Raw genomic sequence first — 26,317 nt, forward strand, 5'->3', positions numbered from 1 at the left:
TTCAGCGGTTGAGCCGCCACACGTGGGTGGCCAGGACGGTGGCGAACGCGCACCACAACGCGTAGGGCGACAGCGCCGCACCGGCCCGTCGGTCGGCCCGTGCGGCGCGGCGCGCGAGGTCGGCGCTGCTCGCGGTCAGTGCCGCGGCGCCGAGCGCGGAAGCGCCGAGCCGGTGATACCGGAAGAACAGCCAGCTCCAGCCGGCGTTCAGCGTTAGGTTCGCCCCGAGCGCCGCGGCGTAGCGGCGCGCCTCGCCGTCACGTCCGGTGGCGCGGAATCGGTCGATGACCACGGCGGACGTTGCCGCGATGTCGCCGTAGAGGGTGGTCCACACCAGGGGGAACGCGGCGCCGGGCGGCTGGTACGGCGGCTTGCGAAGCTTTGAGTACCACACGGGCACTCGCGCCGGGCTGGCGATGCTGCCGGTGCCGGCGGCCGCCACGACGGCGGCGGTGGTTGCGGCGAGCGTCGAGGGTTTCACGTTGTGCTTCCTTCCGGTTGGGTCGGGTCGGTGGGCCACCAGATCCGGTCGCCCACAAGGGCGAACAGCGCGGGGATCACCAGAGTCCGCACGACGAAGGTGTCGAGGAGGATGCCCAGGCCCACGATGATGCCCAGCTGCGTCAGCACGATCAGGGGCAGCACACCCAGCACGCAGAACACGGCCGCCAGGACGATGCCCGCGCTGGTGATGACGCCGCCGGTGGCCGACACCGCGCGGACCATGCCGTCCCGTGCGCCATGCCGCGTGGCCTCCTCACGGGCGCGGGTGACCAGGAAGATGGTGTAGTCCACGCCGAGGGCGGCCAGGAACAGGAACGCGAACAGCGGGGTGCTGTTGTCCAAGGCCGGGAAGCCGAAGGCGTGGGTGCTGGCCCAGCCGCCGAGGCCCAGCGCGGCCAGCGCCCCGAGGATCGTTGCGCCGAGCAGGACCGGCGGCGCCAGGGCCGAGCGCAGTAGCACAAACAGCACGGCCAGGATCACCGCCAGGATCGCCGGGATCAGCACCAGCCGATCGTGCGCGGCGCCGTCGCGGATGTCGAGTGCCTGCGCGTCGGGGCCGCCGACCAGCGCGCCGGGGGCGGCGGCCTTGGTCGAATTCCGCAGCGCCGCAATCGTCGTGAACGCCGCATCGGAGGAAGGTGGGGCGTCGATCACGACAGACCAGTTCGTCAGTCCCGTCGCCGACCGGCTCGTCTCAGTCGCCGAGACCACGCCCGGGGTGGCACGGATCGCCCGCTGCACCTGGGGCGCCTCGGCGGAGGGGGCGACCACCACGGTGGGGCCGGCCAGGCCGCCCGGAAAATGCGCGGCCACAATGTCGTAGCCGGCCACCGAATCCGCGCGGACCCGGAACTGCTCGGTCTGCGACAAGCCGATTCGGGTCCCCAGCAGGCCGGTCGCCAGGACCACCAGCAGCGCGATGGCGACCGCAGCCACCGCGGCAGGGTGCCGCGCCACCCGCTCGGCCACCCGGTACCAGGGCCCCGACTCGACTGCGGCCCCGTCGGCGCGGGGGACGAAGGGCCAGAACAACCGCCGCCCGCACAGCGCCAGCACCGGCGGCAGCGCCACCAGCACGGACACCGCCGCGACGACGAGTCCGCACGCGGCCAGGGCGCCCAGGCTGCGGGTGCTCGGGGTCGAGGCGAACAGCAGCGTCAGCAGCGCCAGCACCACGGTGGCGTTGCTGGCCACGATGGTCGGCGCGGCCCTGCGCACGGCCCGACGCAGGGCCTCGCGATGCTCGGGGCAACGCGAAAGTTCTTGGCGGTAACGGGAAATCAGCAGCAGCGCGTAGTTGGTGCCCGCGCCGAACACCAGGACGCTGGTGATCCCGGACGTGGCGCCGTCGAAGCTCAGCCCGGTCAGGCCCGCCACCGCCGTGCCCACCGCGGCCGCGACCCGGTCGGCGAACCCGATCACCAGCAGCGGCACCAGCCACAGCACCGGCGAGCGGTAGGTCGCGACCAGCAGCAGCGCCACCACCGCCGCCGTCACCGCGAGCAGGGTGAGGTTGGCGTCGGTGAACGCGTTGGCTATGTCGGCGCCGAACGCCGGGCCCCCGGTGACGTGGGCCCGCAGGGCCGCGGGCAGTCCATCATTGGCGGCGGCGCGCAGGGACGTGACCGCGCCGCTCAGGGCCAGCCCCGACAGGCCGGCGTCCACGGAGACCATGCCGATGGCCGCGCGGGCGTCGGCCGAGACCGTCACGGGTGCCGGGGCGGCGTCGTGCGTGAGCCCGAGCACCCGGTCGCGGGCCGCTTGCGCGGCGGCGACGTCCGTCGGAGCGAGCGCCGCCCCGTCGGCCCGGCTGACCACGACGATCAGCGGAGCCCGGTCGCCGCGCGGGAACTCACCGGCCAGGGCGTCCGCCCTGGCGGAATCGGAGGCCGGGGGCACCGACACCGGAGCCCGGCTCGCCGCCGCGTTCCCGCCGATGACCACCATGAGGCCAATACCCAGCAGGACCGCGGCTAATCCGGGCAGCCACGACCGCCGGCCCGTCACGGCGGCGGCAGCAGCGTCCCAGATCACGCATCCAAGCATTTCAGTCACTTAACCATTAATCAAGTTAACAATCCGGATTCGGCGCGGTATGCTGCGATTCTGATGGAAGCCACCACCGAACGGGTGCGGCTCGAAGCTCTGATCGCAGCCGATGCGCGTGCCCTCACCGCCGAGTCCGACCAGTTGGGTCGCGTTTTCGCCGCGGTGCATCGGTTGGGCCCGAGCGACTTTCGCGCCCTGCTGCATATCCTGGTGGCTGAGACGGCGGGCGCTCCGCTGACGTCGGGGGAGTTGCGCCAGAGGATGGGCCTGTCAGCGGCAGCGATCACCTACCTCGTCGAGCGGATGATCAACTCCGGCCATATCCGGCGCGACACCCACGCCGAGGACCGGCGAAAGGTCATCCTGCGTTACTCGGATCCCGGGCTGGACACCGCGCGCTCGTTCTTCACCCCGCTGGGAACGCACACCCGCGCCGCGCTCGACGACTTGTCCGACGCCGATTTGGCCGCGGCGCACCGGGTCTTCACTGCGCTTATCGCCGCAATGCGCCACTTCCAGGGCGAATTGGGCTCGCCCCACTGAAAATTCGTTGGTGCCATCTCGCCAACGGATCGGGCGCCCACCAGTTCAGGCCGCCGAGCACGTGCATGAAGGCCGGCACCAGCAGCATGCGCACCACGGTCGCGTCCACCAACACGGCGACGGTCAGGCCCAACCCGAACATGCGCATGAACGACACCCCGGCGGAAATCAGGGCCGCGAACGAGATCGACATCAGCAGCGCCGCGGCCGTGATCACCCTGCCCGTGCGGGCGAGGCCCAGCGCGATGCTTTCGTCGTTGGCTGCGCCGGTTCGTGGCGAATCCAGCCAGTATTCGCGGATCCGGGCGAGCAGGAAAACCTCGTAGTCCATCGACAATCCGAAAGCGATGCAAAACATCAGAACCGGGACGTTGGCCGCCAGCGTGCCGGTTGACGTGGTTCCCGCCGCGCCGAGGTGGCCGTCTTGGAAGATCCACACCAGAGCGCCGAACACGGCGGTAAGCGACACGACATTGAGCAGTACCGCCTTGATCGGAAGCACCACGCTGCCGGTGAGGAGGAAAAGCAGCACCAAGGTCACTGCCGCGATGAAACCGAACACGAACGGCAACCGCGACGTAATGCCGTTCACGCAATCACGATTCGTTTGCGCCATCCCGGTGAACAGCGCCGGTCGGTGCCCCGGCGGCGCGACCGCATGCAGGCGGGCCAATTGGGCCTCGGACGCCTGGCTGTACAGGGGGGCGGTGGTCTCAATGGTCAGGTAGGCGCTGCCGGCCGCCATAGCGCCCGGAGCCGACGACGGCCCGCTGAGGTGACCCGCGACGAAGGCGCCGGTGGGCGCGGACACCGCCGCCACGTCGGCGACCAGCGACAGCCGCCTGGCGTAGTCATCCAGGTCCGCGGTGGTGAGGCCGGTCGCGCCGGGCAGGACGACCTTGGCCTCGGAGGCCGTGCGGAATTCGCTGCGGATCCGGTCGCTCACGGCCCGCGCGGACGCCGACGTCGGCAGCACCCGGTCGTCGGGATAGCCCCATCTGACACCGAGGAACGGCGCGCCCAGCGCAAGCAGGAAAGCGCTGAGCGCCAAGCCAACCGGGACCGCGTGCCGCATCACCAGCTTCGCCGTCCGGTACCAGAAATTACGTTCCAACGGTCGCTGCGGCGGCGCGGGGCGGCCCCGCAGCCGACGGCCCAGTTTCCGGATGTCGAGGGCATCGAGCCGGTCTCCGCTCAGCGCGAGCGCGGCCGGCGCCACCACCACCGCCGCCAGGGCGGCGAACGCCACCACCGCCGTCCCGGCGTAGGCGAAGGACTTGAGGAAGTACATCGGAAACAGTGCCGTCGCGGCCAGCGCGAGGGCCACCGTGACCGCCGAAAACAGCACGGTGCGGCCCGCGGTCGTCACGGTTGTCAGCAGCGCCTCGTCGCGGCCGGACCCCGCGGACACTTCGTCGCGGTACCGGCTGATGATCAGCAACGTGTAGTCGACGGCCAGGGCGAATCCCAACGCCACGGTCACGTTGAGGGCGAAGATCGACACGTTGGTGAACAGCGCGACCCCGCGCAACACCGCGAGCGAGCCCAGGATCGCGACGCCACCGACCGCCACGGGCAGGGCGGCCGCCAGCAGCCCGCCGAACACCCACACCAGCGCGAGGAAGCTCAGCGGTATCGCGATGATTTCCATTCGCAGCAGGTCTGTTTCGGTCTGCCGGTTCACTTGTTCGTAGACCAGCGCCGAGCCGCCGGCTTCCACCGTGACGCCCTGGTGGTCGTGCGCGAACCGCTCCGCCAGTGCCCGGGCGTGCCCGGGCGCGCTGCGTTCGTCGCCTTTGAGTGCGGCGAGAATCATCGCGGTCTTGCCGTCGGAGCTGAACAATCCGGGAGTGGGTTGCGCGCCCCAGGGTGACGTCACCTTCGAGACAAACGGTGATTCGGAAAGCTGTTGGGCGATGTCGGTGCCGACGGCTTGCGCGCGTGCGTCGTCGGCGTCGGTTGCCGAACTGACCAGCAGCACCAGATCCATGTCGCCCTGGTTGAACTTGTCGGCGAGCGTCGCGGCGGCGCGGGCCGACTCGGAGGCCGGGTCGAGGAATCCGCCGGGCGACAGCTTGCTCGCGGCGGGTATGCCGAACACGGCGGCAACAATCACGAACAGGATCGTGATTCCGACGATCCATCGCGGCGTGGTGACGGCCAGCCGGGCCATTCGCGCTAACATGCACCGCCCTCTGCAGTGATCCGCGGCAGCGATGGCGACGCCCAGCAGCGCTTTGGGCGGTCCGCGCGCCACCTCGAGAGTAGGTTAAGTTTCTTAACCATTCAAGTAATTAACTAAATCTCAAAATTCCGCTAGGCTGACGGTTGTCCGGTGGCAGGCGGGGTACCACCCAACGACGAAGAAACGAGGTGGCAAGTGTTCGGATCGATCGGAGCCGTGCTGGGCCAGGCCATCGATGCGGCGGGCACGGTGGTGGGTTATCGGCACGGCACCAAGGAGCCGGGCTACAGCGCCGAGAAGCTGAGCCGCGACGTCGAGATCCGCCGCTACGGCGCCCGGGTCGCCGCGGAGACGACCGTCACCGCGGGCGAAGAGGCTGCGCGCAATACCGGCTTTCGCCGCCTCGCCCGCTACATCTTCGGCGGCAACCGCGTGCACGAGAAGATCGCGATGACGGCGCCGGTGGCGCAAGAGGCGGCGGCCGACCGCCAGTGGGTGATCCGGTTCTTCATGCCGGCCGACAAGACGCTGCAGTCCTTACCCGAGCCCGACGACGGCGACGTCAGGCTGGTGGACGTGCCGCCGGAGACGATTGCGGTGCACCGCTTCACGGGCAGCCGCAGCCGCCGCGCCATCGCCGCGCACACCGCCGAATTGATGACCGCGTTGCGCGAGACCGGTTTCGAGCCCGTCGATACGCCGGAGGCCTGGTTCTACGATCCGCCCTGGACGGTTCCGGCGCTGCGCCGCAACGAGATTGCGGTGCCGGTAGCGCCGGTTTCATAACCATGGGCACAACCACACTCGTCGCCAGCGCCGCGGCGGTGGTCGCGACGGCAACGGCGGGTGGTCTTGCTACCCGGCCGGCCGGTCAGTCGGTGTGGTACCGGCAACTGCGCAAACCCGCCTATCAGCCGCCGCGGTCGGCGTTTCCCGTCGTCTGGCCGGTGTTGTACGCCGACATCGCGGCGGTATCCGGCGCCACCTTCGACCGGTTGCACCAGGCAGGCAACGCGCCGGCGGCCCGCTCCTACCTGCGCGCCCTGGCGGTCAATCTGCTGCTGAATGCCGGCTGGTCGTGGGTGTTCTTCAATCGGCGCGATTTGGCGGCAGCGGTCGCGGTGAACGCCGCGCTGACCGCGAGCAGCGCCGACTTGGCCCGGCGCGCCATCGCGGTCGGCGGTAGGCGGGCCGCGTGGCTGGGCCTGTATCCCGCCTGGTGCGCGTTCGCTTTCGTGCTGTCGACCCACATCTGGTTGCTGAATCGCCGCGTTAGGATTGACGTGCCATGACGGCCGACCGTGGCGAAATGACCACCCGCAAGCGCCGCCACATCGACGTGTGTCTCGACGGCGATGTGGGCTATCAGGGTGTGACGACGGGCTTGGAGCGTTACACGCTGCCCTACGACGCCCTGACCCAGACCAACCTGGACGACATCGACCTTGGCACCGAATTTCTCGGCGCGCGGTTGCAAGCGCCCGTTCTGATCGGCGCGATGACCGGCGGAGCGGAGTTGTCCGGGACCATCAACCGGAATCTGGCCGCCGCCGCGCAACGCCTCGGCATCGGAATGATGTTGGGGTCACAGCGGGTGATGCTCGACAGCGTCCTGGGCGAGCAGGCCGCGCCCAGCTTCACCGTGCGCGACGTGGCGCCCGACGTGCTGTTGTTCGGCAACATCGGCCTGTCCCAGTTGACCAAGGATGCGGTGCCGGACATCGTCGCGGCGCTCGACCGGGTGGGCGCGAACGCGCTTGCGGTGCACACGAATCCGCTCCAGGAGGCCGTCCAGCACCATGGCGACACCGACTTCGCCGGGTCGCTGGACCGGCTGCATGACCTGGCCGGCACGCTGGGCTACCCGGTGCTGCTGAAGGAGGTCGGGCACGGGATCGGCGCCGCCGCGATCGGCGAATTGCTGCGGCTGTCGGGGGAGCCGCCGGTGGCGGCCATCGACGTGGCCGGAGCCGGCGGAACCTCGTGGTCGCGTGTCGAGCAGTTGGTCCGCTACGGCGAACTGCGCTACCCGGACCTGGCGGACTGGGGCATCCCGACCGCGCAGGCGATCGGGGAGGTGCGCGCGGCGCTGCCGGACATCCCGCTGGTCGCCTCGGGGGGGATCCGCACCGGCATGGACGCGGCCAAGGCGCTGGCCCTGGGCGCCGACGTGGTGGCCGTGGCGCGGCCGCTGTTAGCGGCGGCGATCGAGTCGGCTGAGGCCGCGACGGCCTGGCTGCAGCGATTCGTCGACGAGCTCCGCATCTGCCTGCACGGGTGTGGGGTGGCCGACCTGCCGGCCCTGCGGGACCTTGGCGTGACGCCCATCTCGTAAGAGCGGCGACGGCGCATGGCTGTGATCCTGGCCTACGGGTCGCCCGCGCTGGGGCACCTGTATCCCCTGGCCGCGTTGCTGCGGGAACTCGGTGAGCGCGGCCACCGGGTGCACCTTTGCACCCTGGCCGGCGGGGTGCCCGCCGTGCGCGCGGCCGGCGTCCTCGCCGAGGCGGTCGACCCGCGGATCGAGGCCATCGCCGGCCGGGATTGGCTTGCGCCCAACGCGTTGGGGGTCCTCAAGGAGACGATCGACGTGTTGTGCCGGCGCGCGGTGTTCGAGGTGGACGACCTGCGAGGCGCGCTGGCACGCGTCCGGCCCGACGCGGTCATCGTCGACGCGAACTGCTGGGGGGCGATCTCGGCGGCCGAGGCCAGCGATGTTCCCTGGCTGGTCTTTTCGCCGTTCACGCCCTACCTGAGGTCTCGCGCGGCGCCGCCGTTCGGCCCCGGCCTGCGGCCGCTGCCCGGCCCGATCGGAACGGTCCGCGACGCGTCGATGCGGCCCTTCGTGAGCTGGCTCTTCGATCGCCGGATCGTGCCACGGGTCAACGACCTGCGCGCGCGACTGGATGTGCCGCCGGTCAGGTCGGTGGACGGGCTCATGCGCCGCGCGCCGCTCTTGTTGGCCGTCGGCGGGGAGCCCTTCGAGTACCCGCATCCGGATTGGCGCGACGTGCATTTCATCGGGGCGTGTGAGTTCGAGGCGGGCCCCGCCGTCGTCCCGGATCGGATCGCCGCCGTCGACCGGCCCATCGTGTTGGTCAGCACGTCCTCCCTCGCGCAGGCCGACGCCCGGCTCGGCCGAATCGCCTTGCAGGCGTTGGCCGATGAACCCGTCCATGTTGTCGCGACGTTTCCGGCGGGCGTGCCCCCCGGGCTGCCGCGGAACCCCAACGCGACGGTGTGCCGGTTCCTGAACCATGGTGCGGTGCTCGACCGTGCGATCTGCGCCGTCACCCACGGCGGGATGGGCACCACGGTCAAGGCGTTGGCCCGCGGTGTCCCGGTCTGTGCGGTGCCCTTTGCCCGCGATCAGGCCGAAGTCGCGCGGCGCGTGCAGGTGGCCCGCTGCGGCACCCGGCTGCCGGCCAAGCGGCTCACCGCGGCGCGCCTGCGCGCCGCCGTGCGCGAGGCGATGACCATGGCCGAGGGGGCCCGCCGGGTGGCCGCCGGTTTCGCGGCGACCGGCGGCGTGGGCCGCGGCGCCGACCTGATCGAGGAGCGCCTAGCGGGGAGATTCAAGCTCATCCTCGAACGCTGACATCGCCGCGATCATCGCCGAGAAAACGCGATGAGCGGCGAGCAGGTCCTTGTCGCTCAGCTCCGCCATGGCCTTGCTGAGATGAATGCCGAGCGGCCTGAAGAAAGCGTGCGCCAACGTCATCCCGCTCTCCTCGTAGCGCAGCAACCACTTGCGCCGGTCGCCGGGATCGGGTTCGCGCCGAATGTGGCCGGCGTCGATCATCCGATCGACGAGATAGGTGATCGCCGCGGGCGACACGTCCATGCGTTGCCGCAGTTGGGCCAGGGTCAACGGCTTTCCCGCCGTTTCGCTGACCATGATGTGCAGGAGGGCGTGGAAATCGCTGCTGCCGACCTCGTTCGTGCGCGCGAAGTGACGGCCGATACGGTCCGATTGCGCGGTGATCGCCCGCATGTCGGCCGACAGCTGCCTCTCCAGCTCGTCCCGGCCGGGCGGTGGATCCGGTGCGCGGCGCTTGCTCATCAGACCCACCAGCGTATCCGTGCGCCGCGCCGGGGCCTAGCGTGACCTGCCGGAGCGGTAACTCATCGGTGCCAGATCCGATTCGGGTCGCGCCCCGGGCCTCGTGATTGCGCTGTCTCGGGCCACTTCTCGAGTTCAGAGGCACTCATGTTCACGGTCGTGCCAGGTGGCTATCGGTCGTGGTGGCGCCGCAGCGCGCTCGGCTTGTGGACGGCGTCGGCGCCGGTCTTGTCGCTGCGGACCTGATATTGCGGATCTTCTTTCGACGCCCGGACGGTACGGCCGGCCGCCTGGGTGTCCGAGGTGATCTCGCGTTGTACGGTTCCTGTGACGGTGGTGCCGTGGCTTCGCCATTCGACCTTGTCGCCCTTGCGGAACTTCCTGTCGGTCAAGTCTCTTCGCTTTCCTCGTCGCGGGTGTTCGTTGCCGGGTACCCCGCGCGGGGCCGGGTGACCCGTTGAGCCGCTACTTTGCCCGCCGGCTGGCCAGCGCGACCCAGGAGACGGCGGCCGCGAGGAAGGCGAGCGCCTGCGCGGCGCCGGTTCGGCCCGGCGGATAGAGAACACCTTCGACGTACCGGTCGACGAACCCCGTGGATGGCAGCGGCCGCATGCCGGCTCGCGTGCGAGCCCAGTCTTCCAGCGAAGTCAGCGGGCACGGCACCGGCAGCGTCACGACCACCACGCCCCAGCACACGCTCGCCAGGTGCAGCCAGACGGTGCGCGGCCAGCGCAGCGCCAGGAAGCCGCCACTGGGCAGGTAGAGGAGGTAGGCGAAGTGCGCACCCACGCTGGCGATCGCGAGGCTTCTAAAGAAGGCGAATCGCGCCTTTTTCATCGCTGGTTCGTACTTCCGGTGGTGGCACGTGCTGCGGCACGTCCATGTTAGCCACCCGCGCGTCTTCGGTAGCGGCGCTCCGCGTAGGCCAGGTCGTCACGCCACAACCGGGTGGCGGCATAGCGCATCAGCGGGGTGATCAGCGGGCCCGCGCGGCGGGCGGCGGTGAAACCGGGGCGCTGCGACGTCGCGACGGTGGCCTCGACGACGGCAACGCTGGGTCGGCCGTCGGACCCCAAACCGATTGGCGTCGCATGGGTTTCGACGACGCTGCCGGTTCCCTCGCCCTCGATGATGCGCATCACGACGGTGCGCGCCTCGGGGGCGGTGAACTCGGCGATGACGGGCACGCCGAAGCGGCCCATCCGGAAGGTGACCGAGACCAAAAACCGGTCGTCCTCCTCGGTCGGGGTGGTGAGCACGTCGAGCCGGGTGAACGAGTAAGGGTGGAACCACGCCCCGTGCCAGGGGTCGAGCCGGTTGGCGACGATGTCGGCCGGTTCGCAGCGGCCGACCAGGCGGGTGACCGCCGTCAGGGTGCCCTTCGAGGGCCTCGGCGCAATGACCGGCTCGTCGAGCGGGGCTTCGCCGCCCACGGAGTCGAGGCGCACCCACGCCAGCACGCCGTCGTCGTGACTGGGGAAAGGCCGCCAACGCAATTCGCACCTCTCGCCGTCGAGGGCCAGCCCGTGCCATCGGCAGTACAGGATGCCATCGCGCACCAGCCCCGTCGCGAGGTCGGCGCCCAGGTGCGGGCAGCTTGCGGGACCGACCCGCAGCCGGCGGTGCCTGTCCCGCCAGGCGACCAGGTCGACGCCCGCGACGCGCGCTCCGTGGGGGTGACCGGCGCGCACGTCACGGCTGGCGGCGAACGCATACCAGTTCCCGGTCGGCCGCCGCTGGGAGCGTTCCAGCGCGGCGTCGATGATCGCCGGCTGCGCCTCTCGATAGGTCGGGCGCTGCTGTGTCCAAGCGGCGCGCGGGATCACACCGACGGGCCAGTCCTTCGACCGCCGGCGCAAGCGGTCGACGAGGCTCATCGCCGCCGCCCCTGCCGCTCGGCGAGCGCGCGCAGCAGCGGCGACCGCCCGCGGGTGGGAACCGTGCACAGTTCGTGGCCGGCCAGGCCCCACGACCCCAGCAGCCGGTTGGCGGCCGACCACCCGGTGGTGGCCGCGCGTTCCATCAACGCCACCGGCAGGTCGATGCGGATCCCGTCGCCGGCCAGCACCAGCCCGGGGTGCGGCGTGGCGACCGTCGGGCGTTGCGGGTACATGCCGGGCGCGAACAGCGGGCAATCGCTGCGGCGCAGTTCGCGTTCGTAAACTATGCGCGCCGAGGCGGTTTCGGGATACAGCGCGTGCAGCCGCCCGATCGCCGCCCCGGCGGGCAGGTCGGCAGCTGCGGCGTACGAGTGCAATTCGACGACGGATCCACCGTGGTGCCGTGCCCACGCGGCGGCCTCGCGTTCGTAGCGCTCGAGGACGCTGATGTTGTCGAGCGGCTCGTGACCGGCGGTGCCGAGGAAGGCGGGCCGGCGCGACTCGACCGGCCGGTCGAGCCAGAGCCGGTGCACCACGAACGACGGTGCCGTGCGCAGCCGCCGGATCCGGGTGCGCCACGGATCGTCGCCCAGCCCGGGCGACGCGCTCGCCACCTGCTGCAGGCCGCCGACGTCGAGCGCCAGCACGACCGCGTCCGCGTCGAGGTGTTCGCCCGAATCGGTGTAAACGCGAAGGGTTTTCGCGGCCCCGGGGTCGATGCGGGACACGCGCGCGCCGAGGTGCACCCGGACGCCCCGGTCCCGCAGGTAGTCGCCAAGCGGATTCCACAGTGCGGCATCGAAGTTCGCGGCGGCGACGTCGAAGACCAGGCCCTCGCTGGAGCCCAGGAAGTAGATGTGGAACATGGTCGCCAACTCGGCGGCGGACAGGTTCGCCGGCTCGGCGAAGAAGCTGCGCGAGAACACCTCGAACGCGAGGTGGCGCGCGGACTCGGGAAAGTTGATGCTCTTGAGGAAGGTCTCGGCGTCGACGTGGTCCAGCCGTCGGTAGATGTCGGGCACCGACACCGCCGCCAGTGGCGCGGCGGCCGGGGCGTTGATGCGCGCCAGGTCGCCGAGTGAAAACGTCGGGCTGCGCAACGCGAACGCCAACGCGTTCCACGGCGGGGTGCGGGGCAATCCGCGGAAGCTGTCGCGGCGGCCGGCACCGTCGATCAGCGGGTAATCCTCGACGGGCACGAGCATGCGCAGCCGTGGGTCGACCCGCCGCAGCAGGGCCCGCAGGTTGTAGTACTGGCGGAAGAAGGCGTGGAACCCGCGGTTCATCGCGAGTTCGGCGCCGTCGTGGTGTTCGGTCCAGCCGCCGACCCGGCCGCCGAGGTAGGCCTCGCGTTCCAGCAGGTCCACGGCGACGCCCCGCTCGGCGAGCGCGGTGGCGGCCGTCAGACCGGCGATTCCGGCGCCGACGACCACCGCGCGGGGCCGCGACGGGAGCGCGCCCGCGTCGGGCAGGCCCGGCGTTGCCGGGTGGATGCGTCGGCGGCGGTCGGTCATTGCGGGGCCTCGCCCAAGAAGGTGTGCACGACGTCGTGTTCCCAGCCCGGCATGGTGGCGCTGCGCACGCCGGTGAATCCCGCATCGCGCAGCCGCCGCCGCAACCGCGCCGCCCCGTCGAACGCGAGGACGCTGCGCCACAGATGCCGATACAGGGTGGTGTCGCGGGTGCGCCACCAGCCGGCCGGGATGATGATGCCCCAGCACACCGCGTGCCAGATAGCGGTCGCGGCAGCCGAATCGCGCACGGAGTACTCGTGCAGCGCCAGCGTGCCGCCGGGGCGAAGCAGGGCGCGGAACGCGCGGAGCTGTGCGTCCGGGTCGGCGAGGTTGCGCAGCAGGTAGGCGGCCAGGATGCCGTCGAACGGCCCGGTGACGCCGTGCTCGGCCAGTTCCTCGACGCGCGCGTGCACGAACCGGACCGACGGTGGCCACGCCTTTGCCCGCGCGGCGTCGAGCATTCCGTTCGCGGCGTCGACGGCGACGATCTGAGCGTCGGGGGCCACCGCCAGCAGCGCGGCCGTCGACGCCCCGGTGCCGCAGCCCGCGTCGAGCAGGCGCAGGCCGCGGCCCCGTTCGGGCAGCCGCATGCGGCGCGCCGAGCGCGCAAGGTTCGCGTGGTAGGACGGGTTCGCGCCGACCAGCCGGTCGTAGGCCGCCGCGCCGCCGTCGAAGGCCCCGGGCACGTCGGCGCGGGGCAGGCCCGTCTTAGCGACCCGCACGGTGACGCTCCCACAGCAGCAGCACGGCGGTGACCAGCGCGAAGCCGAACAGGAAGTCCTCGACGGGGATGTCGAAGGGAAACCGCGCGCCGCTGGTCTGGCGTTGGTTGTAGATCACGATCGGGGCGCTGCGTTTGGTCAGCCAGCCGTCGACCGGAACCTGAAAACCGAGCACGATCACCATCGACAGCCAGTAGGCGGGCCGCCGGAACAGGCCGGTGCGCAACAGCGCGAACTCCAGCGCGCAGACCGCCAGGACCGACGCGATCGCCGGAACGGTGTAGCCCAGGCCGGTCACCGGCGCCTGCTCCGATCGAGGATGGCGCTCACGGCGTTGTAGGTCAGCAGGCCGCACAGCGGAATCACCAGGAAGAACAGCACTTCCTCGATGGGCACCCCGAAGGGGATGTGCAGGCCGGTGATGTACTCGCCGTTGTAGGTCCACACCCCGGCGCCGATCGCCACCGCGTCCCAGACGAGGAACAGCGCCGCCACCGGGAGCACGGCCCGCGCGAGCCGGCGCGGCTGGCGGTAGACGCCGGTGCCGAACAGCTCCAGCGGAGCCGTGATCGCCAGGCAGAGGCCGAGCACGATCAGGTACTGCCACCGGTCGCTCACGCCGCACCCCTGATCCGGGCCCGCCACGACTGCAGCAGCGCGCCACCGGCGACCCGGAGCCGCCGTGCGTTGCCGACGGTGGCACGCCGGGTGAACACCGAGAAGTCGCTGTCCTCAATGCAATCCAGTATCTCGGAGTACAGCGTCAACGCGGTGGAAACGCACGGCCGGGACCGTGGGGCCAGCATCGCGATCCCGTCGGCCGCGTAGCGGTAGATCGCCCGGGTGATGTCGTGTTGGGCCGCCAGCGCCGCGCGCACCCGGGCGTGGGTGCGCCGGTGGGCGTGACACCACAGCAGCAGCTCGCGGTCCACGCCGAACGCGTCGAGTTCGTCGGCCGGCAGATAGATCCGGTTCCGCGCCAGGTCCTCGTCGACGTCCCGCAGGAAGTTGGTGAGCTGGAACGCGCGGCCCAGCGCCGCCGCGTACGGGGCCGCCTCGTCGGCGGAACTTACCGTGCCCAGGATCGGAAGCATCTGCAGGCCAATGACTTCCGCGGAGCCGCGCATGTAGCGGCCCAGCGCCGCCCGGTCCGGATAGTCGGTGACGGTGAGGTCCATCCGCATCGAGTCGAGAAAGTCCTCGAACAGATCCGCGGGGATCCCGTAGCGGCGCACCGTGTCGTCGACCGCGGCGAGGACGGGCTCGTCGCAATGATCGCCGCCCGCGAAGAAGCGCTCCGCCAGCCGCTGCAGCCGCTCGGCTCGCGCCCCGACGTCCAGCGCCGGGTCGAGCTCGTCGAGGATGTCGTCGGCGTGTCGGGCGAAGCCGTACAGCGCGTGCACGGCCGGTCGCTGGTCCGGGGCGAGCAGGCGCGTGGCGAGGAAATAGGTGCGGCCATGCGCGGCGGCGATCTGCCGGCAGCTCCGATAGGCCGCGCGCAGGCGGGCGTCCGAGATCCCGGCGGCGTCCAGCTCCGCGCGGATCATCGCGATCCCGCCCGCAGGTCGACGGTTGTGGTTGTCCGGCCGGCCATCCCGGTGATGCGGTCGGCGGCCAATCGCCCGGAGATCAGCGTGGTCGGCACCCCCACGCCCGGCAGCGTCGACGACCCGGCCAGCACCGCGTTCTCGATGCCGCGCACCGTGTTGGCCGGCCGGAACGGCCCGGTCTGGGCGAACGTATGCGCCAGCGCAAACGGCGTGCCGGCCGCCATGCCCTGGCGGGCCCAGTCGGCCGGGGTGTCGACATGCAACAGGCGGGCGTCGTCGCGCAGGCCGGGCAGCAGCCTGTCCTGCACGACCTCGAGCAGGGAGTCCGCGTACGCGCCGCCGGTGCGCGACCAGTCGATGTCGCCGCGGGAGAGGTTCGGCGCCGGGGCAAGCACGTAGAGCAGGTCGCGGCCTGCGGGGGCCAGGCTCGGGTCGCCGGCCGTCGGGCGGGTGACCAGCAGTGACGGGTCCGTCATGAGCCGGCCGTCGCGGATGATGTCGTCGAATGTTCGGTCCCAGGCCGAGCCGAAAAGGATGGTGTGGTGGGCGCTTTGCGACGGGGCGGGGCGGCAGCCCACGTGCAGCACCACGGCCGACGGCGCCGCGCGCAGCGGGAGGATCCGCCGCGGCCGCCGGCCGAGCAGGCGGTAGGTCTGCGGCAGCTCGGTCGTCAGGACCACCGCGTCGCAGGCGAAGCGCCGCTCCTGCGTGTGGACAGCGGTGATCCGCTCGCCGGTGCGCTCGAGCTCGGTGACCGTCGACCCGTAACAGAACCGGACCCCCGCGTCGGCGGCGGCCGCCGCCAGCGCGTCGGGCAGCGCGCGCACGCCGCCGCGCGGAAAGAACACGCCGGCGACGGTGTCCATGTAGGCGATCACCGCATACACCGCCAGCGCGTGTTGCGGCGCGACACCGGCGTACAACGACTGGAAGGTGAAGACCCGGCGCAACCGCGCGTCGCTGATGTGGCGCTTGACCATCGTGTCCCAGCGGCGGAATCCGCCGAGCGCCGTCAGCCTGGCCAGCCGGCCGTTCAGCAGCGACAGCGGCGAGTCGAAGTTCGCCGCGATGAAGCCGTCGAATTCGGTGCGGTACAACCGGTCCAGCCAATCGCGCAACCGCCGGTAACCATCGGCCTGGTGCGGGCCCGCGAAATCCCGCACCGCTTGCGCCATCCGGTCGGCGTCGGTGTGGACGTCGAGGGCGCTGCCGTCGTCGAACATCGCCCGGTAGGCGGGATCCACCGGCAGCAGTTCGAGCCGTCCCGAGGACGTTTCGCCCACGGCGGCGAACGCCTCGTCGATGATGTCCGGCATGGTGAGCACCGTCGGGCCGGTGTCGATGTGGTAGCCGTCGATGTCGCGCCGGCCCGCCCGCCCGCCGGGCCACGGTTCCCGCTCCAGCACCGTGACTTCGCGGCCGCGACCGGCCAGATGCAGCGCGGCGGCAAGGCCCGCGAACCCCGCGCCGACCACCACGACGCGGTCGGTTCGCCCCCGCACCGAACGCATCAGCGCGACACCTCGGCGCTCATGCCGCCCGCCTGGTGCACAGGCCCGCCATATCGACCAGCGCCGCCGTCAGATGGTCGCCAAAGGCGATGTGATCCAACGCCTTTACCGCTTCGTCGACGCGCTCGGCGATCAATTCTTCGATGTAGTGTACGGCCCCGGTGTCCAGGATCAGGTTTCGCCAGCGGTCCAGGGCGGAGCCGTCGAGCCGGTCGGTGGTCATCAGTTCCCGGAACTGCCGCCGCGTCGGCTCATCGGCCAACTGATGGGCGGCCACCACCACGCTGGTCGCCTTGCGCTCGACCAGGTCGTTGGTGGGCTTGCCGGTCGTCGCGGGTGATCCGAAGATGCCGAGGACGTCGTCGCGCAGCTGGAACGCTTCGCCGATGGCGGAGCCGTAGGCGCCCAGCGTTGCCAGCACCCGGTCGTCGCAACCGGCCATGGCGGCGCCGATCTCGAGGGGCCGCCGCACCGTATAGTTTCCCGACTTTCGCCGGGCCACTGCCAGCACGGCCTCCATCGTAGGCAGGTCGCGCCCATCGATCGCAAGATCCGCGAACTGGCCCACCGCGAGCTCGGTGCGCATGGCGTCGTAGCGCGGCCACGCGCGCTGCAACTGGTGGCGCTGCAGACCGCTGTCGCGCAGCATCTGTTCGGCCCAGATCAGGCACAGGTCGCCAAGCAGGATGGCGGCCGATTCACCAAACCGCCGCGAGGAGCCGGACAGCCCGCGCCGGCGATGCCACGCGGCAAATTGCACGTGGGCGGCGGGGCGGCCCCGTCGCGAGGCCGATTCGTCCATCACGTCGTCCTGCAGCAGCGCGAACGCGTGCAGCAGCTCGAGGCTGGCCGTCGCCGACAGCGCCGCGTCGCTGGCCGGCTCGCCGCACAGCCAGCCCAGAAACATGAACGTCGAGCGCAGGCATTTGCCGCCGTTGACGAACTCCATCAGGATGTCGCCGGCCACGTCGACGCCGCATGCGCCCAGCGCTTCGACGCACCGGTCGGCGACGAATTCGGCGACGCGCGAGAGCACCGCCTGCCGCAAACCCGCTCGCCAGGCGTCCAATTGGTCGGGATGGGGGAGGGCGGCCGAACCGCACAGGGTGGCTTCGGCTAGGCGCACACCCGGGAACGCGCGCACGGCTCGCACCGAAGCCTCCCTCGCAGGATCGGTCAGCCGCTGGCTCGAACGGCTCGAATTCACGCGTTGGTACCCCTTTGACGAGAAAACAAACTCCGGCCGATCACCGACGTGACTGGTCGGCCATGCCCGGCCGGCACGCTCGGTTCAGTTATTGAAACATTAACTTACTGAATGATCGCGCGGTGCGCCAGTGGTGTTTTGACAGGGCCGAGGGAGGTGCGGGCGCGATCGAGCCGCCGCGGACGCGAATGCGCCAGCCGCGCAACGCGTGTGGCGTCAGGAACCGATGGCGGTGAGCTGTTCGGGCAGCGGTCGCAGATGCCGCGGCGTCCGCGAGAGCAGCCGCCGCCGTGCCCTGACGATGTCCTCGATGAGCTGCAGGGCTTCGGCGACCGACCCGACTACGGGCAGACCGTGGTCGTTGACGATGCGAAGCAGCGGGCGCAGCGCGGCGCCCGCGACCACGCTGCAGTGCACCCGGGACCTTTGGTTGTCGTGGTTGAGCACGAGCAGCGCCCGGAAGCCGTCGGTGCTCAGAAATTCCAGGCGGCTCAAATCCAGGATCAGGGGAGTTTTCAGCCGGGCGAATTGCCGGATTGCGCGGGCCACGTCGTTGGCATTGGACGCGTCGATCTCGCCGTCGACGCGCAACACGGTGCCGAGGCTGCGTGCAAAAACGTACAACCGTGCGCCATTGAAGTCGGCCATGTACCGGCAGCGGTCGGGTCGGCCCGGGTCAGGCGAATTTGTGAAGCGATGAGCGGTCATGGGATGCACCGATCGGAGTGGTGAAGGGGGAGTGACCGGCGTAGGAAGCACCGGGCTCCAAGACACTCAGCTGTGAACTCAACCTGACGCCAGCCTAGCGCCGACGGCCCCGGTGAGTCGGGTTTTGCAAAGGAGAGTCCGTGCCCGGCGACGGTCGCGCCGCCGACCCGATCAGCGCTTTCCCTGGCGATCTCGAAGCCGGCGAGCGCCGCGAAGTCTTCGTTTCGTGGCTTCGCCGGCCCCGCCGCTCGACGCTCGATAGCGCCCCGTTTGGCCGTTTCGATAGCGGGTACGCGGCTGCCGTCCGCAATGCGAGGGACGGTGTGGCCCAATGGAAGCGATTTGTGGCTGTCGTTTGGCAGGTGCGTTTGTATGCGCGCTGACGCTTTTCGGAGCGGCCCCGACGGCTCGCGCCGACGCCGGCACCACCGTTTTTCCCGGCATGCAAATTCGTCAGGGTGACACGGCCTGCATGCTGGGGTTCGTGCAAACGCGATTGCACGTCGCGCTGGCAAGCGGTCAATGCGACGACGGGTCGATGGTGACGGATCAAAAGAGCCATCCGGTGGGGACGGTCATGCTGGCCCGCCGACAGGCCGGCGCCGCCGCCGGCGACGACGGGGCGCCGCCCGTCGAATACGAAGTCATCAAGCTGGCCGCCGGTGTGACCGCCACGGACCTGCTGCCGACCGGACGCCATTTGCTTGACGGGCCCACCGTCGAGGCGCGACAGGGCCTGCCGGTGTGCCAGTTCCGGGTGGCCGGCGGCCAGCGGTGCGGATCCGTGGGCCCGGTCAGCAACGGTCGCTTCACCATTGCCGACCTGGCCGTCGACAATCGCGACTTCGGTGGTCCGGTGTACGCCCTGACCGACGACGGCGACGCCGTCATCGTCGGGTTGTACGAGGGCATGTGGAACTCGACGCCGGAGCTGGAAACGTGGCAGGCGGTGATGCGGCAGCTCTACATCGATTCCCATGGCGAGCAGCGCCCGCAATCGCCGTCCGACGTGCGGTCGGCCGCGCGCACCGCCTGATCGGCCGGGTGGTTTCTCCCGCGACAGAACGGGAACCCGGCGCCGGTGAACGTTTCCGACCTGGTCACCAAACCCTTCCAGTGGGGAGCCGCCTTGCGCGGCCGCCGGTTCTTTCATCCGGTCGGCGTGCTGGCCGAAGGCTTTATCGAACGGATCGCGCCCGCGGCCGACGGGCTGCCCCTGCCGTCTTCGGAGGTCGTGGCGCGGGTTTCCAAGGCCGCCGGGACGCCGGGGGCACTGCCCGACTTCGTCGGCCTGGCATTCCGCGTCGGACCGCAGGAACAGACGGCGAGCCCCTGGGACATCCTGCTGGTGTCCGCGGGCTCGGGCGTGCTGGCCCGGGCGGCGGCGCTGCGGCCGACCGCGTCGTGGACCGGGCAGACGCTGACCAGCCTCATGCCCTTTCGTTATCGCGGAAACATCTGGTGGCTGCGGGCCCAAAGCATCAGCACCGTCAACGGTTTCGGCCTGTCGCTGGACAGCGTTCGGGGCGCCGTCGACGACGGCGGCATCGTCTTCACCATCGACCAGGCCTGCGGCAGAGCAGATTTCGCGCCGCTGGCCCGGCTGACGCTGACCGGCGTCCTCGACCCCGAGCCGGACGTTTCGTTCGATCCGGTCGCCAACACCGCGCCGGGGGTGAGCCTCTACCCGGACTGGCTCGCGGCCCTGCGGGCGCGGGCCTACCAGCGCAGCCGCGACGGCCGGGACGCGGGCTAACGCCCCAACAGATGACGCAGGGCCCCATCGAGATCGGGGTGGCGAAACCGGTGCCCGGCACCGGTCAGCTTCTGAGGGACCACTCGTTGGCTCGCGCAGGCGAGTTCGCGGGCGCCCTGTTCGCCGAGCAGCAGCCGGGGCCCGAGCGCCGGCACCGGCAACACCGCGGGCCGGCGTAGCACCCGGGCCAGCGTGCGGGTGTACTCGGCGTTGCGGACCGGTTGCGGCGCAACGGCGTTCACCGGCCCGGACAGCTCCGTGTCCCACAGCGCGCGGTGATAGACGTCCACCAGGTCGTCGATGCCGATCCACGACAGCCATTGCCGGCCGTCGCCGAGCCGGCCGCCCAGCCCCGCGGCGAACAGCGGGCGCATCAGCTTCAGCGTGCCGCCGCGGGGTGATTGCACGATGCCGGTGCGCACCCGCACCGCCCGCACCCCGGCCCGCTCCGCGGGCCCGGTCGCGTCCTCCCACTCGGCGACGACGTCGGCCAGAAACCCGTCGCCGCGCGCGCTGTCCTCGGTGAGGGTCTCGTCGCCGCGGTCGTACCCGTAGTACCCGATCGCCGAGGCCGAGACGAACACCGACGGCCGCGGATCGGTGCGGCCCAGCAGCTCGGCGAGCCGGCGCGTCGGCCCGATCCTGCTGTCGCGAACGGCTTTTCGATGCGCGTCGGTGAACCGGCCGGCGATCGAGGCGCCGGCCAGGTGGATCACCGCGTCGACCCCGGCGAGCAGCTCGGAGTCGGGGTCATCGGGATTCCAGCGCCGCTCGTCGCCGCCGGTGGGCGTGTGCCGGACCAGCGCGATGACGCGGTGCCCGCCGGTGCGCAGGAACGCGGTCAGCGCCGAACCGACCAGCCCGGACGATCCGCTGACGGCGATGGTCTTGGGCGTCAGGCCGCGCTCGGCGGCCAGCCGGTGCGCGGCCAGGTCGTCGGCCAGCTGGCGGTGGCGGTAGGCGAACATGGGGCGCAACAGCGACCCGGGCACCGGCGTGTCGACCCGGTCGATGACCCGGGTGCGGTTGTCGCCGGCGTCCTCGAAGTCGTGGGTGTGCCGCCACCGCACCATGATTCGCGCCGGCAGCGACGCCGCCCCCGCGCCGCCGATGGCGTCGACGAATCGCCGCGGTGGATCGTAGGAATCCGCCTGGTGTTCGGCCACCCACCGCAGGCCGCCGGGCAGCGCCAGCGTGGCGCGGCCGTCCTCGAGCGAGTCGGCCTCGGTGACCAGCCGCATGGGTTGCCACGGCGGAGACAGTCGGGCGAAGGCGCCCGGTCTGGCGTGCCAGGCGAAGACCTCGTCGAGGGGCGCGTCGAGGACGCTCGAATATTCCAGGCCCATGAGGTCAGCGGTCGGGCAACGCGTGCTCGACGATGGGCAGCCGCGGCCGGGGCTGCCGCTCGCCGCGCTTGGCCGCCAGGTAGACCTGCGCGGTCTCCTGGGCCACCGTGTGCCAGTCGAAGGCGCAGGTGAGCCGTTCGCGGGCGGCGCGGGCGCGCCGCTGCGCGGCCTGTGGGTCGTCGAGCACGGCGCGGATCGCCGAGGCCAGCGCCCGGACGTCGCGGGGCGGGCACGACACCCCGGTGTGCCCGTTGATCACCGCCTCGCCCAGGCCGCCGATGTTGGAGGTCACCAGGGGGGTGCCGGCCGCGGCGGCCTCCAGCGCGACGATGCCGAACGGCTCGTAGTGGCTGGGCAGCACCGCGGCGTCGGCCCGGTGCAGTAGCGCGAGCAATTCCGCGTGCTCGAGGTGTCCGACGAAGCGAATCGCCTTGAGCACCCGGTGCTTACGCGCCTGCTCGACGAGCCAGTCCAGCTGCGTGCCCTCCCCGGCGATGGTCAGCGTGGTGCCCGGATGGATGCGCCGGACGCGGGGCAGCGCGGCGATGACGTCGTGCACGCCCTTCTCGTACTCGAGGCGTCCCAGGTAGAGCAGCTCGGCCGGGCCGGGGCGCGGGCGTCGCGCCGCGAACGGCCAGCGCGCCGCGTCAATGCCGTTGCGGATCACGGTGATCTCGGCGAGGCCGGGGCCGAACAACTCGGTGATCTCGTCGCCCATCGAGGCCGAACACGTGATCAGCGAGTCGGATTCGCGCACCAGCCACGATTCCACCGCGTGCACCTGGCGGCTGATCGGCCCGGAGACCCAACCGGAATGCCGCCCGGCCTCGGTGGCGTGGATCGTGGAAACCATTGGTACGTCGTAGAATTCGGCGAGCGCGATGGCGGGGTGGGCCACCAGCCAGTCGTGGGCGTGCACCACGTCGGGACGCCACGGCCGGTCGGTGCCCGGTTTCTTCAGGCCGAGCCCGGCGCGGACCATCGAGTGGCCCATCGCCAGGGTCCAGGCCATCATGTCGTCGCCGAAGGTGAATTCGTGCGGATCCTGCGCCGCGGCGATCACCCGGACGCCCTCGCTGGACTCGTCGGACGACGGGTGCGTACTGGGATCGGTGCCCGTGGGGCGGCGCGACAGGACGACGACCTCGTGGCCGGCGGTGGCCAGCGCGGTCGAGAGGTGATGCACGTGGCGGCCCAGCCCGCCGATCACCACCGGCGGGTACTCCCACGAGACCATCAGGATCTTCACGCGCGGAGCCCCCCGAGAAACGTGCGGCGCGAGCGTGCGCAGAATGCCGGCTGCGCCGGCGTGTCACCGTACGAACACGCACGCTCGCGGCAGAAAACTGCCATCACCGGGGCAGCCTACGCGCATCCAGGGCGCCGAACAGACCGTCGGCGCGATTCCAGCCCTCGGCCAGCCGCTGCGCCGCGTCGCGCCGGCCCGAGGCCAGCGCCCCGGCGATCTCGCGGGTGGCGTGCGCGTGCAGGTGGGCGCGGTAGCGGGCGTAGTCGGCGGCCGAGTCCTTGCTCACCATGAACGGCCAGTCACTCGAGACGGTGAGCAGCGTCTCGCGCAGGATCTGGTCGGCGACGTGGTCGCGCGGGATCGGCCCGTCCAGCGACGCCGTCTGCGACAGCGCCTTGTCGACCGTGCTCAGCGCGGTGTCGACCACCTCGGTGTTCAGCCGGACCAGGTCGGTCACCTGCTCGCCCGCCCATACCTGCCAGTCCTTGCCCGAACCCCACGAGCTGGCCGGCAAGGCGACCGCGGCACCGACGAAGCCGCCGTCGATCGCGTCGCGCAGCGTGCCCACCCGCACCCCGGCGTCGGGCAGCGCGCGCAGCACCCGCTCCAGCCACGTCGGGCCCTCGTACCACCAGTGGCCGAACAGCTCGGTGTCGAAGGCGGCGATGACGTGGGCGGGGCGCCCGATGCGCTCCGATTCGCTGGTCAGCCGGCTGCGGACCACGTCGACGAAGTCGGCGACGTGGACGTCGACGGCGTGGTCGGCGCGTTCGGGGTCATACGGCGCCTTGCCCTCCGAGGACACGTTGCGCCCGGTCACCCGGGCCGGCTTGAGGCCGGTCAGGTGGTCGTAGGTGTGGAAGTCGCGATAGGCGGGGTGGCCGGGGTAGCCGGATTTCGGCGACCACACGCGGTAGCTGACCTGCAGGTCGCGCCCGAACGCGACCACATCGGTGTCGCCGACGGGCCGGCCCAGGGCGGTGTCGCCGTGCAGCGACGGGCCGTCGACCATGAAGTGCCCGACCCCCGCGGCGGCGTAGTCGTGTTCCATGCCGGGGGCGTACGCGCACTCGGGCGCCCAGATGCCGGTCGGGAGATGCGCCAGCCGCTGCTGCGCGTCGGCCAGGCCTTCGCGCAGCGCGAACTCGCGCAGGCGCGGATTCAGCAGCGGCTGGAACGGGTGGGCCAGCGGACCGCCGAGCAACTCGACCGTGCCGGCGTCGACCAGGCCCCGTAGCAGCGGGCTGCCGCCGTGCCGCCACAGCGTGGCAAACTCGTCCAGCGCCCGGTCCGCCTCCGCGCATTCGCGAATACCGAAGGCCCGCAACGCTTCCGGTGTGCAGGACTGGTAGCCGGCCGACTTCGAGGTGGGGGCGGTGCGCGCCGTGGCGGCTTCATAAGCGCGCAGCCGCCAGTTGGCCAGCCAGTGGTGCATGCCGTCCAGGCAGTACGGGTCATCCAGCTGGGCGTTGACCACCGGGGTGACGCCGAGTGTGATCAGCCGGTGCCGATCCTCGTCCGCCAGCGTGTGCAGCACCCGCAGCAGCGGCAGGTAGGACGCCGCCCACGACTGATACAGCCACTCCTCGCCGACCGGCCAGCGGCCGTGGTGGGCCAGCCACGGCAGGTGGGTGTGCAGCACCAGCGTGAACATGCCGGGCACCCTCGCCCCGGAGGGGCTCACGGGCGCACCGCGATCGCGATGAGGTCCAGGCTGTCGTCGACGTCGGTGTCGAGGATGTCGAAGTCGTCGCAGGTGACGGCCGCGACGTCGGCCGCCAGCCCGGGCGGCCAGGGCTGTCCGGCCACCGCCAGCGCGATCTGCGCGTCGATGATGGATCCGCCGTGCCGGGCGTCCATCTCGCGCAGCCGCGCCCCGTGGTGCAGGCCGGCGACCGAGACCTGGGAGAAGCCGGCGTCGACCAGCAACTCCGTCAGCTCCGCGGCGTTGAGCTCGCGGGTGTGGAACGGGTTGATCGGCGTGTCACGGCCCGGGGAGAAGGTGATCCGGTTAGGGGTCGACACCAGCAGCGACCCCGACGGGCGCAGCACCCGGGCGCATTCGGCGACGAACTGTGGTTGGTCCCACAGGTGCTCGATGACTTGGAAGTTCACCACAATGTCCACCGACGCGTCGGGCAGCGGCAGCTCGGCGAGGTTGGCCTGCAGGACCTCCACGCGGGGGTAGCGCGCGCGGACATGGGCCACCGCGGCCACGTCGTAGTCCACCGCGACGACCCGGCGCGCCACGTCGGCGATCAGGTCGGCCCCGTACCCCTCGCCGCAGCCCGCCTCGAGCACCTCGAGGCCCGCGCAGCGCGGCGCCAGGCGCTGGTAGACGACCTGATGGCGGCGGAACCAGTAGTTCTCGATGTCCAGATCCGGGATGGTGCGCTCGCCCGTCAGCGTCAACACCGCGTCGGGCCCCGGCGAGGGGTCGCCCGGCACGTCGCGGGGAACGTCCGACAGGTATGCGCTCATTGCATAGGCAGGCTAACGCGAAGTGTCCGATTCGCGAACCGGGAAGTGGGCACCCCTGTCGGCAGCGGCGGACAGGGCGAAAGAACTGCCTGCGTGACCCGCTATGGTGTGAGAGCAGACCGCACAAAGTTACCCGCCGGTAACACGCAAGTGCAGACAAAAGTGCGTGACCGAGGCCCCGCAGTCGACCGCTGCGGGCCCCTTCGAGGAGGACGAACCAGACTCATGACGAACATCGTGGTCCTGATCAAGCAGGTCCCAGACACCTGGTCGGAGCGCAAGCTCACCGACGGCGATTACACGCTGGACCGCGAGGCCGCCGACGCGGTGCTGGATGAGATCAACGAGCGCGCCGTGGAAGAGGCGCTGCAGATTCGCGAGAAGGAAGCCGCCGACGGCACCGAGGGCTCGGTGACCGTGCTGACCGCCGGACCCGAGCGCGCCACCGAGGCGATCCGCAAGGCGCTGTCCATGGGCGCCGACAAGGCCGTCCACCTCAAGGACGACGGCATGCACGGCTCCTGCGTGGTTCAGACCGCCTGGGCCCTGGCGAAGGCGCTGGGCACCATCGAGGGCACCGAGCTCGTGATCGCCGGCAACGAATCCACCGACGGCTCCGGCGGTGCGGTCCCGGCGATCATCGCCGAGTACCTGGGCCTGCCGCAGCTGACCCACCTGCGCAAGCTGTCGGTCGAGGGCGGCAAGATCACCGGGGAGCGCGAGACCGACGACGGCGTCTTCAGCCTCGAGGCCACCCTGCCCGCGGTGGTGAGCGTGACCGAGAAGATCAACGAGCCGCGCTTCCCGTCCTTCAAGGGCATCATGGCCGCGAAGAAGAAAGAGGTCACGGTGCTGACCCTGGGCGAGATCGAGGTCGGGGCCGACGAGGTCGGCCTGGAAAGCGCCGGCTCGACCGTGCTGTCGTCGACGCCGAAGCCGCCCAAGACCGCGGGCGAGAAGGTCAGCGACGAGGGCGAGGGCGGCAACCAGATCGCCCAGTACCTGGTCGGCCAGAAGATCATCTAGCGCAATCCCTTAGACACGAGAAG

General features: G+C 71.0%; 28 protein-coding genes. 9 read left to right on the forward strand and 19 right to left on the reverse strand.

The window, feature by feature from the left end; all coding sequences use genetic code 11:
• Position 1: 1 nt before the first annotated feature.
• Together A5673_RS02130 and A5673_RS02135 are read right to left on the reverse strand one after the other, a co-directional pair.
• Entirely contained in the window at positions 2 to 481 is a 480-nt protein-coding gene (locus tag A5673_RS02130) for a TspO/MBR family protein (protein ID WP_068226845.1), read from the reverse strand.
• Positions 478 to 2,550 (reverse strand): MMPL family transporter, encoded by a 2,073-nt coding sequence (locus A5673_RS02135; protein WP_068226846.1) that lies wholly within the window; start codon positions 2,548 to 2,550, stop codon positions 478 to 480. Before A5673_RS02135 ends, A5673_RS02130 begins: the two co-directional genes overlap by 4 nt.
• 63 nt (positions 2,551 to 2,613) lie before the next feature.
• On the opposite strand from A5673_RS02135, the gene A5673_RS02140 reads away from it, so the two are divergent.
• Positions 2,614 to 3,096, forward strand: coding sequence for a MarR family winged helix-turn-helix transcriptional regulator (locus A5673_RS02140; RefSeq protein ID WP_068226847.1), 483 nt, complete (start codon positions 2,614 to 2,616; stop codon positions 3,094 to 3,096).
• Here the strand turns inward: A5673_RS02140 and A5673_RS02145 are convergent.
• Positions 3,047 to 5,281, reverse strand: a complete 2,235-nt coding sequence (locus A5673_RS02145; protein WP_068226848.1) for an MMPL family transporter — start codon at positions 5,279 to 5,281, stop codon at positions 3,047 to 3,049. The two genes, A5673_RS02140 and A5673_RS02145, sit on opposite strands and share 50 nt — an antisense overlap.
• 195 nt (positions 5,282 to 5,476) lie before the next feature.
• On the opposite strand from A5673_RS02145, the gene A5673_RS02150 reads away from it, so the two are divergent.
• Genes A5673_RS02150 through A5673_RS02165 form a run of 4 tightly spaced genes read left to right on the forward strand, consistent with a single transcriptional unit; the run spans position 5,477 to position 8,879 of the window.
• A complete protein-coding gene (locus A5673_RS02150; protein WP_156747777.1) occupies positions 5,477 to 6,067 on the forward strand; it encodes a heme-binding protein in 591 nt (196 codons plus the stop codon).
• A 2-nt stretch (positions 6,068 to 6,069) separates the two neighbouring features.
• Complete coding sequence (locus A5673_RS02155) at positions 6,070 to 6,573, forward strand: TspO/MBR family protein (protein WP_068226849.1); 504 nt, start codon at positions 6,070 to 6,072, stop codon at positions 6,571 to 6,573.
• Entirely contained in the window at positions 6,570 to 7,616 is a 1,047-nt protein-coding gene (fni, locus tag A5673_RS02160) for a type 2 isopentenyl-diphosphate Delta-isomerase (RefSeq protein WP_068226850.1), read from the forward strand. Before A5673_RS02155 ends, fni begins: the two co-directional genes overlap by 4 nt.
• A gap of 15 nt (positions 7,617 to 7,631) precedes the next feature.
• The gene (locus A5673_RS02165; RefSeq protein WP_068226851.1) at positions 7,632 to 8,879 is read left to right on the forward strand and encodes a glycosyltransferase; all 1,248 of its coding nucleotides are present in this window, start codon (positions 7,632 to 7,634) and stop codon (positions 8,877 to 8,879) included.
• Here the strand turns inward: A5673_RS02165 and A5673_RS02170 are convergent.
• The 12 genes from A5673_RS02170 to A5673_RS02225 all read right to left on the reverse strand — a co-directional run bounded on the left by A5673_RS02170 (position 8,844) and on the right by A5673_RS02225 (position 18,376).
• On the reverse strand, positions 8,844 to 9,344 hold the full coding sequence (locus A5673_RS02170; RefSeq protein WP_068226852.1) for a MarR family winged helix-turn-helix transcriptional regulator: 501 nt from the start codon (positions 9,342 to 9,344) through the stop codon (positions 8,844 to 8,846). The genes A5673_RS02165 and A5673_RS02170 overlap by 36 nt on opposite strands.
• Before the next feature lie 170 nt (positions 9,345 to 9,514).
• Positions 9,515 to 9,736, reverse strand: coding sequence for a DUF2945 domain-containing protein (locus A5673_RS02175; protein ID WP_068226853.1), 222 nt, complete (start codon positions 9,734 to 9,736; stop codon positions 9,515 to 9,517).
• Between the two features lie 73 nt (positions 9,737 to 9,809).
• Complete coding sequence (locus tag A5673_RS02180) at positions 9,810 to 10,181, reverse strand: DUF2784 domain-containing protein (protein ID WP_068226854.1); 372 nt, start codon at positions 10,179 to 10,181, stop codon at positions 9,810 to 9,812.
• 47 nt (positions 10,182 to 10,228) lie between these two features.
• The gene (locus A5673_RS02185; protein ID WP_068226855.1) at positions 10,229 to 11,221 is read right to left on the reverse strand and encodes a DUF5914 domain-containing protein; all 993 of its coding nucleotides are present in this window, start codon (positions 11,219 to 11,221) and stop codon (positions 10,229 to 10,231) included.
• Positions 11,218 to 12,738, reverse strand: coding sequence for an FAD-dependent oxidoreductase (locus tag A5673_RS02190; protein ID WP_068226856.1), 1,521 nt, complete (start codon positions 12,736 to 12,738; stop codon positions 11,218 to 11,220). Before A5673_RS02190 ends, A5673_RS02185 begins: the two co-directional genes overlap by 4 nt.
• The gene (locus A5673_RS02195; RefSeq protein ID WP_068226857.1) at positions 12,735 to 13,460 is read right to left on the reverse strand and encodes a class I SAM-dependent methyltransferase; all 726 of its coding nucleotides are present in this window, start codon (positions 13,458 to 13,460) and stop codon (positions 12,735 to 12,737) included. The genes A5673_RS02190 and A5673_RS02195 overlap by 4 nt, the downstream gene beginning before the upstream one ends.
• Entirely contained in the window at positions 13,447 to 13,758 is a 312-nt protein-coding gene (locus A5673_RS02200) for a lycopene cyclase domain-containing protein (protein ID WP_068226858.1), read from the reverse strand. The genes A5673_RS02195 and A5673_RS02200 overlap by 14 nt, the downstream gene beginning before the upstream one ends.
• Positions 13,755 to 14,078, reverse strand: a complete 324-nt coding sequence (locus A5673_RS02205) for a lycopene cyclase domain-containing protein (protein ID WP_068226883.1) — start codon at positions 14,076 to 14,078, stop codon at positions 13,755 to 13,757. The genes A5673_RS02200 and A5673_RS02205 overlap by 4 nt, the downstream gene beginning before the upstream one ends.
• Entirely contained in the window at positions 14,075 to 15,007 is a 933-nt protein-coding gene (locus tag A5673_RS02210) for a phytoene/squalene synthase family protein (protein ID WP_068226859.1), read from the reverse strand. The genes A5673_RS02205 and A5673_RS02210 overlap by 4 nt, the downstream gene beginning before the upstream one ends.
• Entirely contained in the window at positions 15,004 to 16,521 is a 1,518-nt protein-coding gene (crtI, locus tag A5673_RS02215) for a phytoene desaturase family protein (RefSeq protein WP_068226860.1), read from the reverse strand. Before crtI ends, A5673_RS02210 begins: the two co-directional genes overlap by 4 nt.
• Positions 16,522 to 16,540: 19 nt before the next feature.
• Positions 16,541 to 17,647, reverse strand: a complete 1,107-nt coding sequence (locus A5673_RS02220) for a polyprenyl synthetase family protein (protein ID WP_082958505.1) — start codon at positions 17,645 to 17,647, stop codon at positions 16,541 to 16,543.
• 297 nt (positions 17,648 to 17,944) lie between these two features.
• Complete coding sequence (locus tag A5673_RS02225; RefSeq protein ID WP_068226861.1) at positions 17,945 to 18,376, reverse strand: STAS domain-containing protein; 432 nt, start codon at positions 18,374 to 18,376, stop codon at positions 17,945 to 17,947.
• Positions 18,377 to 18,576: 200 nt separating this feature from the next.
• On the opposite strand from A5673_RS02225, the gene A5673_RS29440 reads away from it, so the two are divergent.
• From A5673_RS29440 to A5673_RS02235, 3 genes are read left to right on the forward strand one after another with little or no spacing between them, the layout of a single operon-like run.
• On the forward strand, positions 18,577 to 18,819 hold the full coding sequence (locus A5673_RS29440; RefSeq protein WP_197518268.1) for a hypothetical protein: 243 nt from the start codon (positions 18,577 to 18,579) through the stop codon (positions 18,817 to 18,819).
• On the forward strand, positions 18,768 to 19,472 hold the full coding sequence (locus tag A5673_RS02230) for a hypothetical protein (RefSeq protein WP_068226862.1): 705 nt from the start codon (positions 18,768 to 18,770) through the stop codon (positions 19,470 to 19,472). Before A5673_RS29440 ends, A5673_RS02230 begins: the two co-directional genes overlap by 52 nt.
• 45 nt (positions 19,473 to 19,517) lie before the next feature.
• Positions 19,518 to 20,192, forward strand: a complete 675-nt coding sequence (locus A5673_RS02235) for a phosphodiesterase (RefSeq protein ID WP_068226863.1) — start codon at positions 19,518 to 19,520, stop codon at positions 20,190 to 20,192.
• Here A5673_RS02235 and A5673_RS02240 read toward each other — a convergent pair.
• From A5673_RS02240 to A5673_RS02255, 4 genes are all read right to left on the reverse strand, one after another.
• On the reverse strand, positions 20,189 to 21,538 hold the full coding sequence (locus A5673_RS02240) for a TIGR01777 family oxidoreductase (RefSeq protein ID WP_068226864.1): 1,350 nt from the start codon (positions 21,536 to 21,538) through the stop codon (positions 20,189 to 20,191). The genes A5673_RS02235 and A5673_RS02240 overlap by 4 nt on opposite strands.
• Before the next feature lie 4 nt (positions 21,539 to 21,542).
• On the reverse strand, positions 21,543 to 22,787 hold the full coding sequence (locus A5673_RS02245) for a glycosyltransferase family 4 protein (RefSeq protein ID WP_068226865.1): 1,245 nt from the start codon (positions 22,785 to 22,787) through the stop codon (positions 21,543 to 21,545).
• Positions 22,788 to 22,890: 103 nt separating this feature from the next.
• Positions 22,891 to 24,441, reverse strand: coding sequence for a 1,4-alpha-glucan branching protein domain-containing protein (locus A5673_RS02250; protein ID WP_369806456.1), 1,551 nt, complete (start codon positions 24,439 to 24,441; stop codon positions 22,891 to 22,893).
• 26 nt (positions 24,442 to 24,467) lie between these two features.
• Entirely contained in the window at positions 24,468 to 25,268 is an 801-nt protein-coding gene (locus A5673_RS02255; RefSeq protein ID WP_068226867.1) for a bifunctional 2-polyprenyl-6-hydroxyphenol methylase/3-demethylubiquinol 3-O-methyltransferase UbiG, read from the reverse strand.
• 225 nt (positions 25,269 to 25,493) lie between these two features.
• On the opposite strand from A5673_RS02255, the gene A5673_RS02260 reads away from it, so the two are divergent.
• Positions 25,494 to 26,294 carry an electron transfer flavoprotein subunit beta/FixA family protein gene (locus tag A5673_RS02260; protein ID WP_068226868.1) on the forward strand — a complete coding sequence of 267 codons (801 nt, stop codon included), beginning with the start codon at positions 25,494 to 25,496 and terminating at the stop codon, positions 26,292 to 26,294.
• Positions 26,295 to 26,317: the final 23 nt, after the last annotated feature.

It is taken from the genome of Mycobacterium sp. E3198 (assembly GCF_001667015.1).
In the GTDB taxonomy this organism is placed as follows: Bacteria; Actinomycetota; Actinomycetes; order Mycobacteriales; family Mycobacteriaceae; genus Mycobacterium.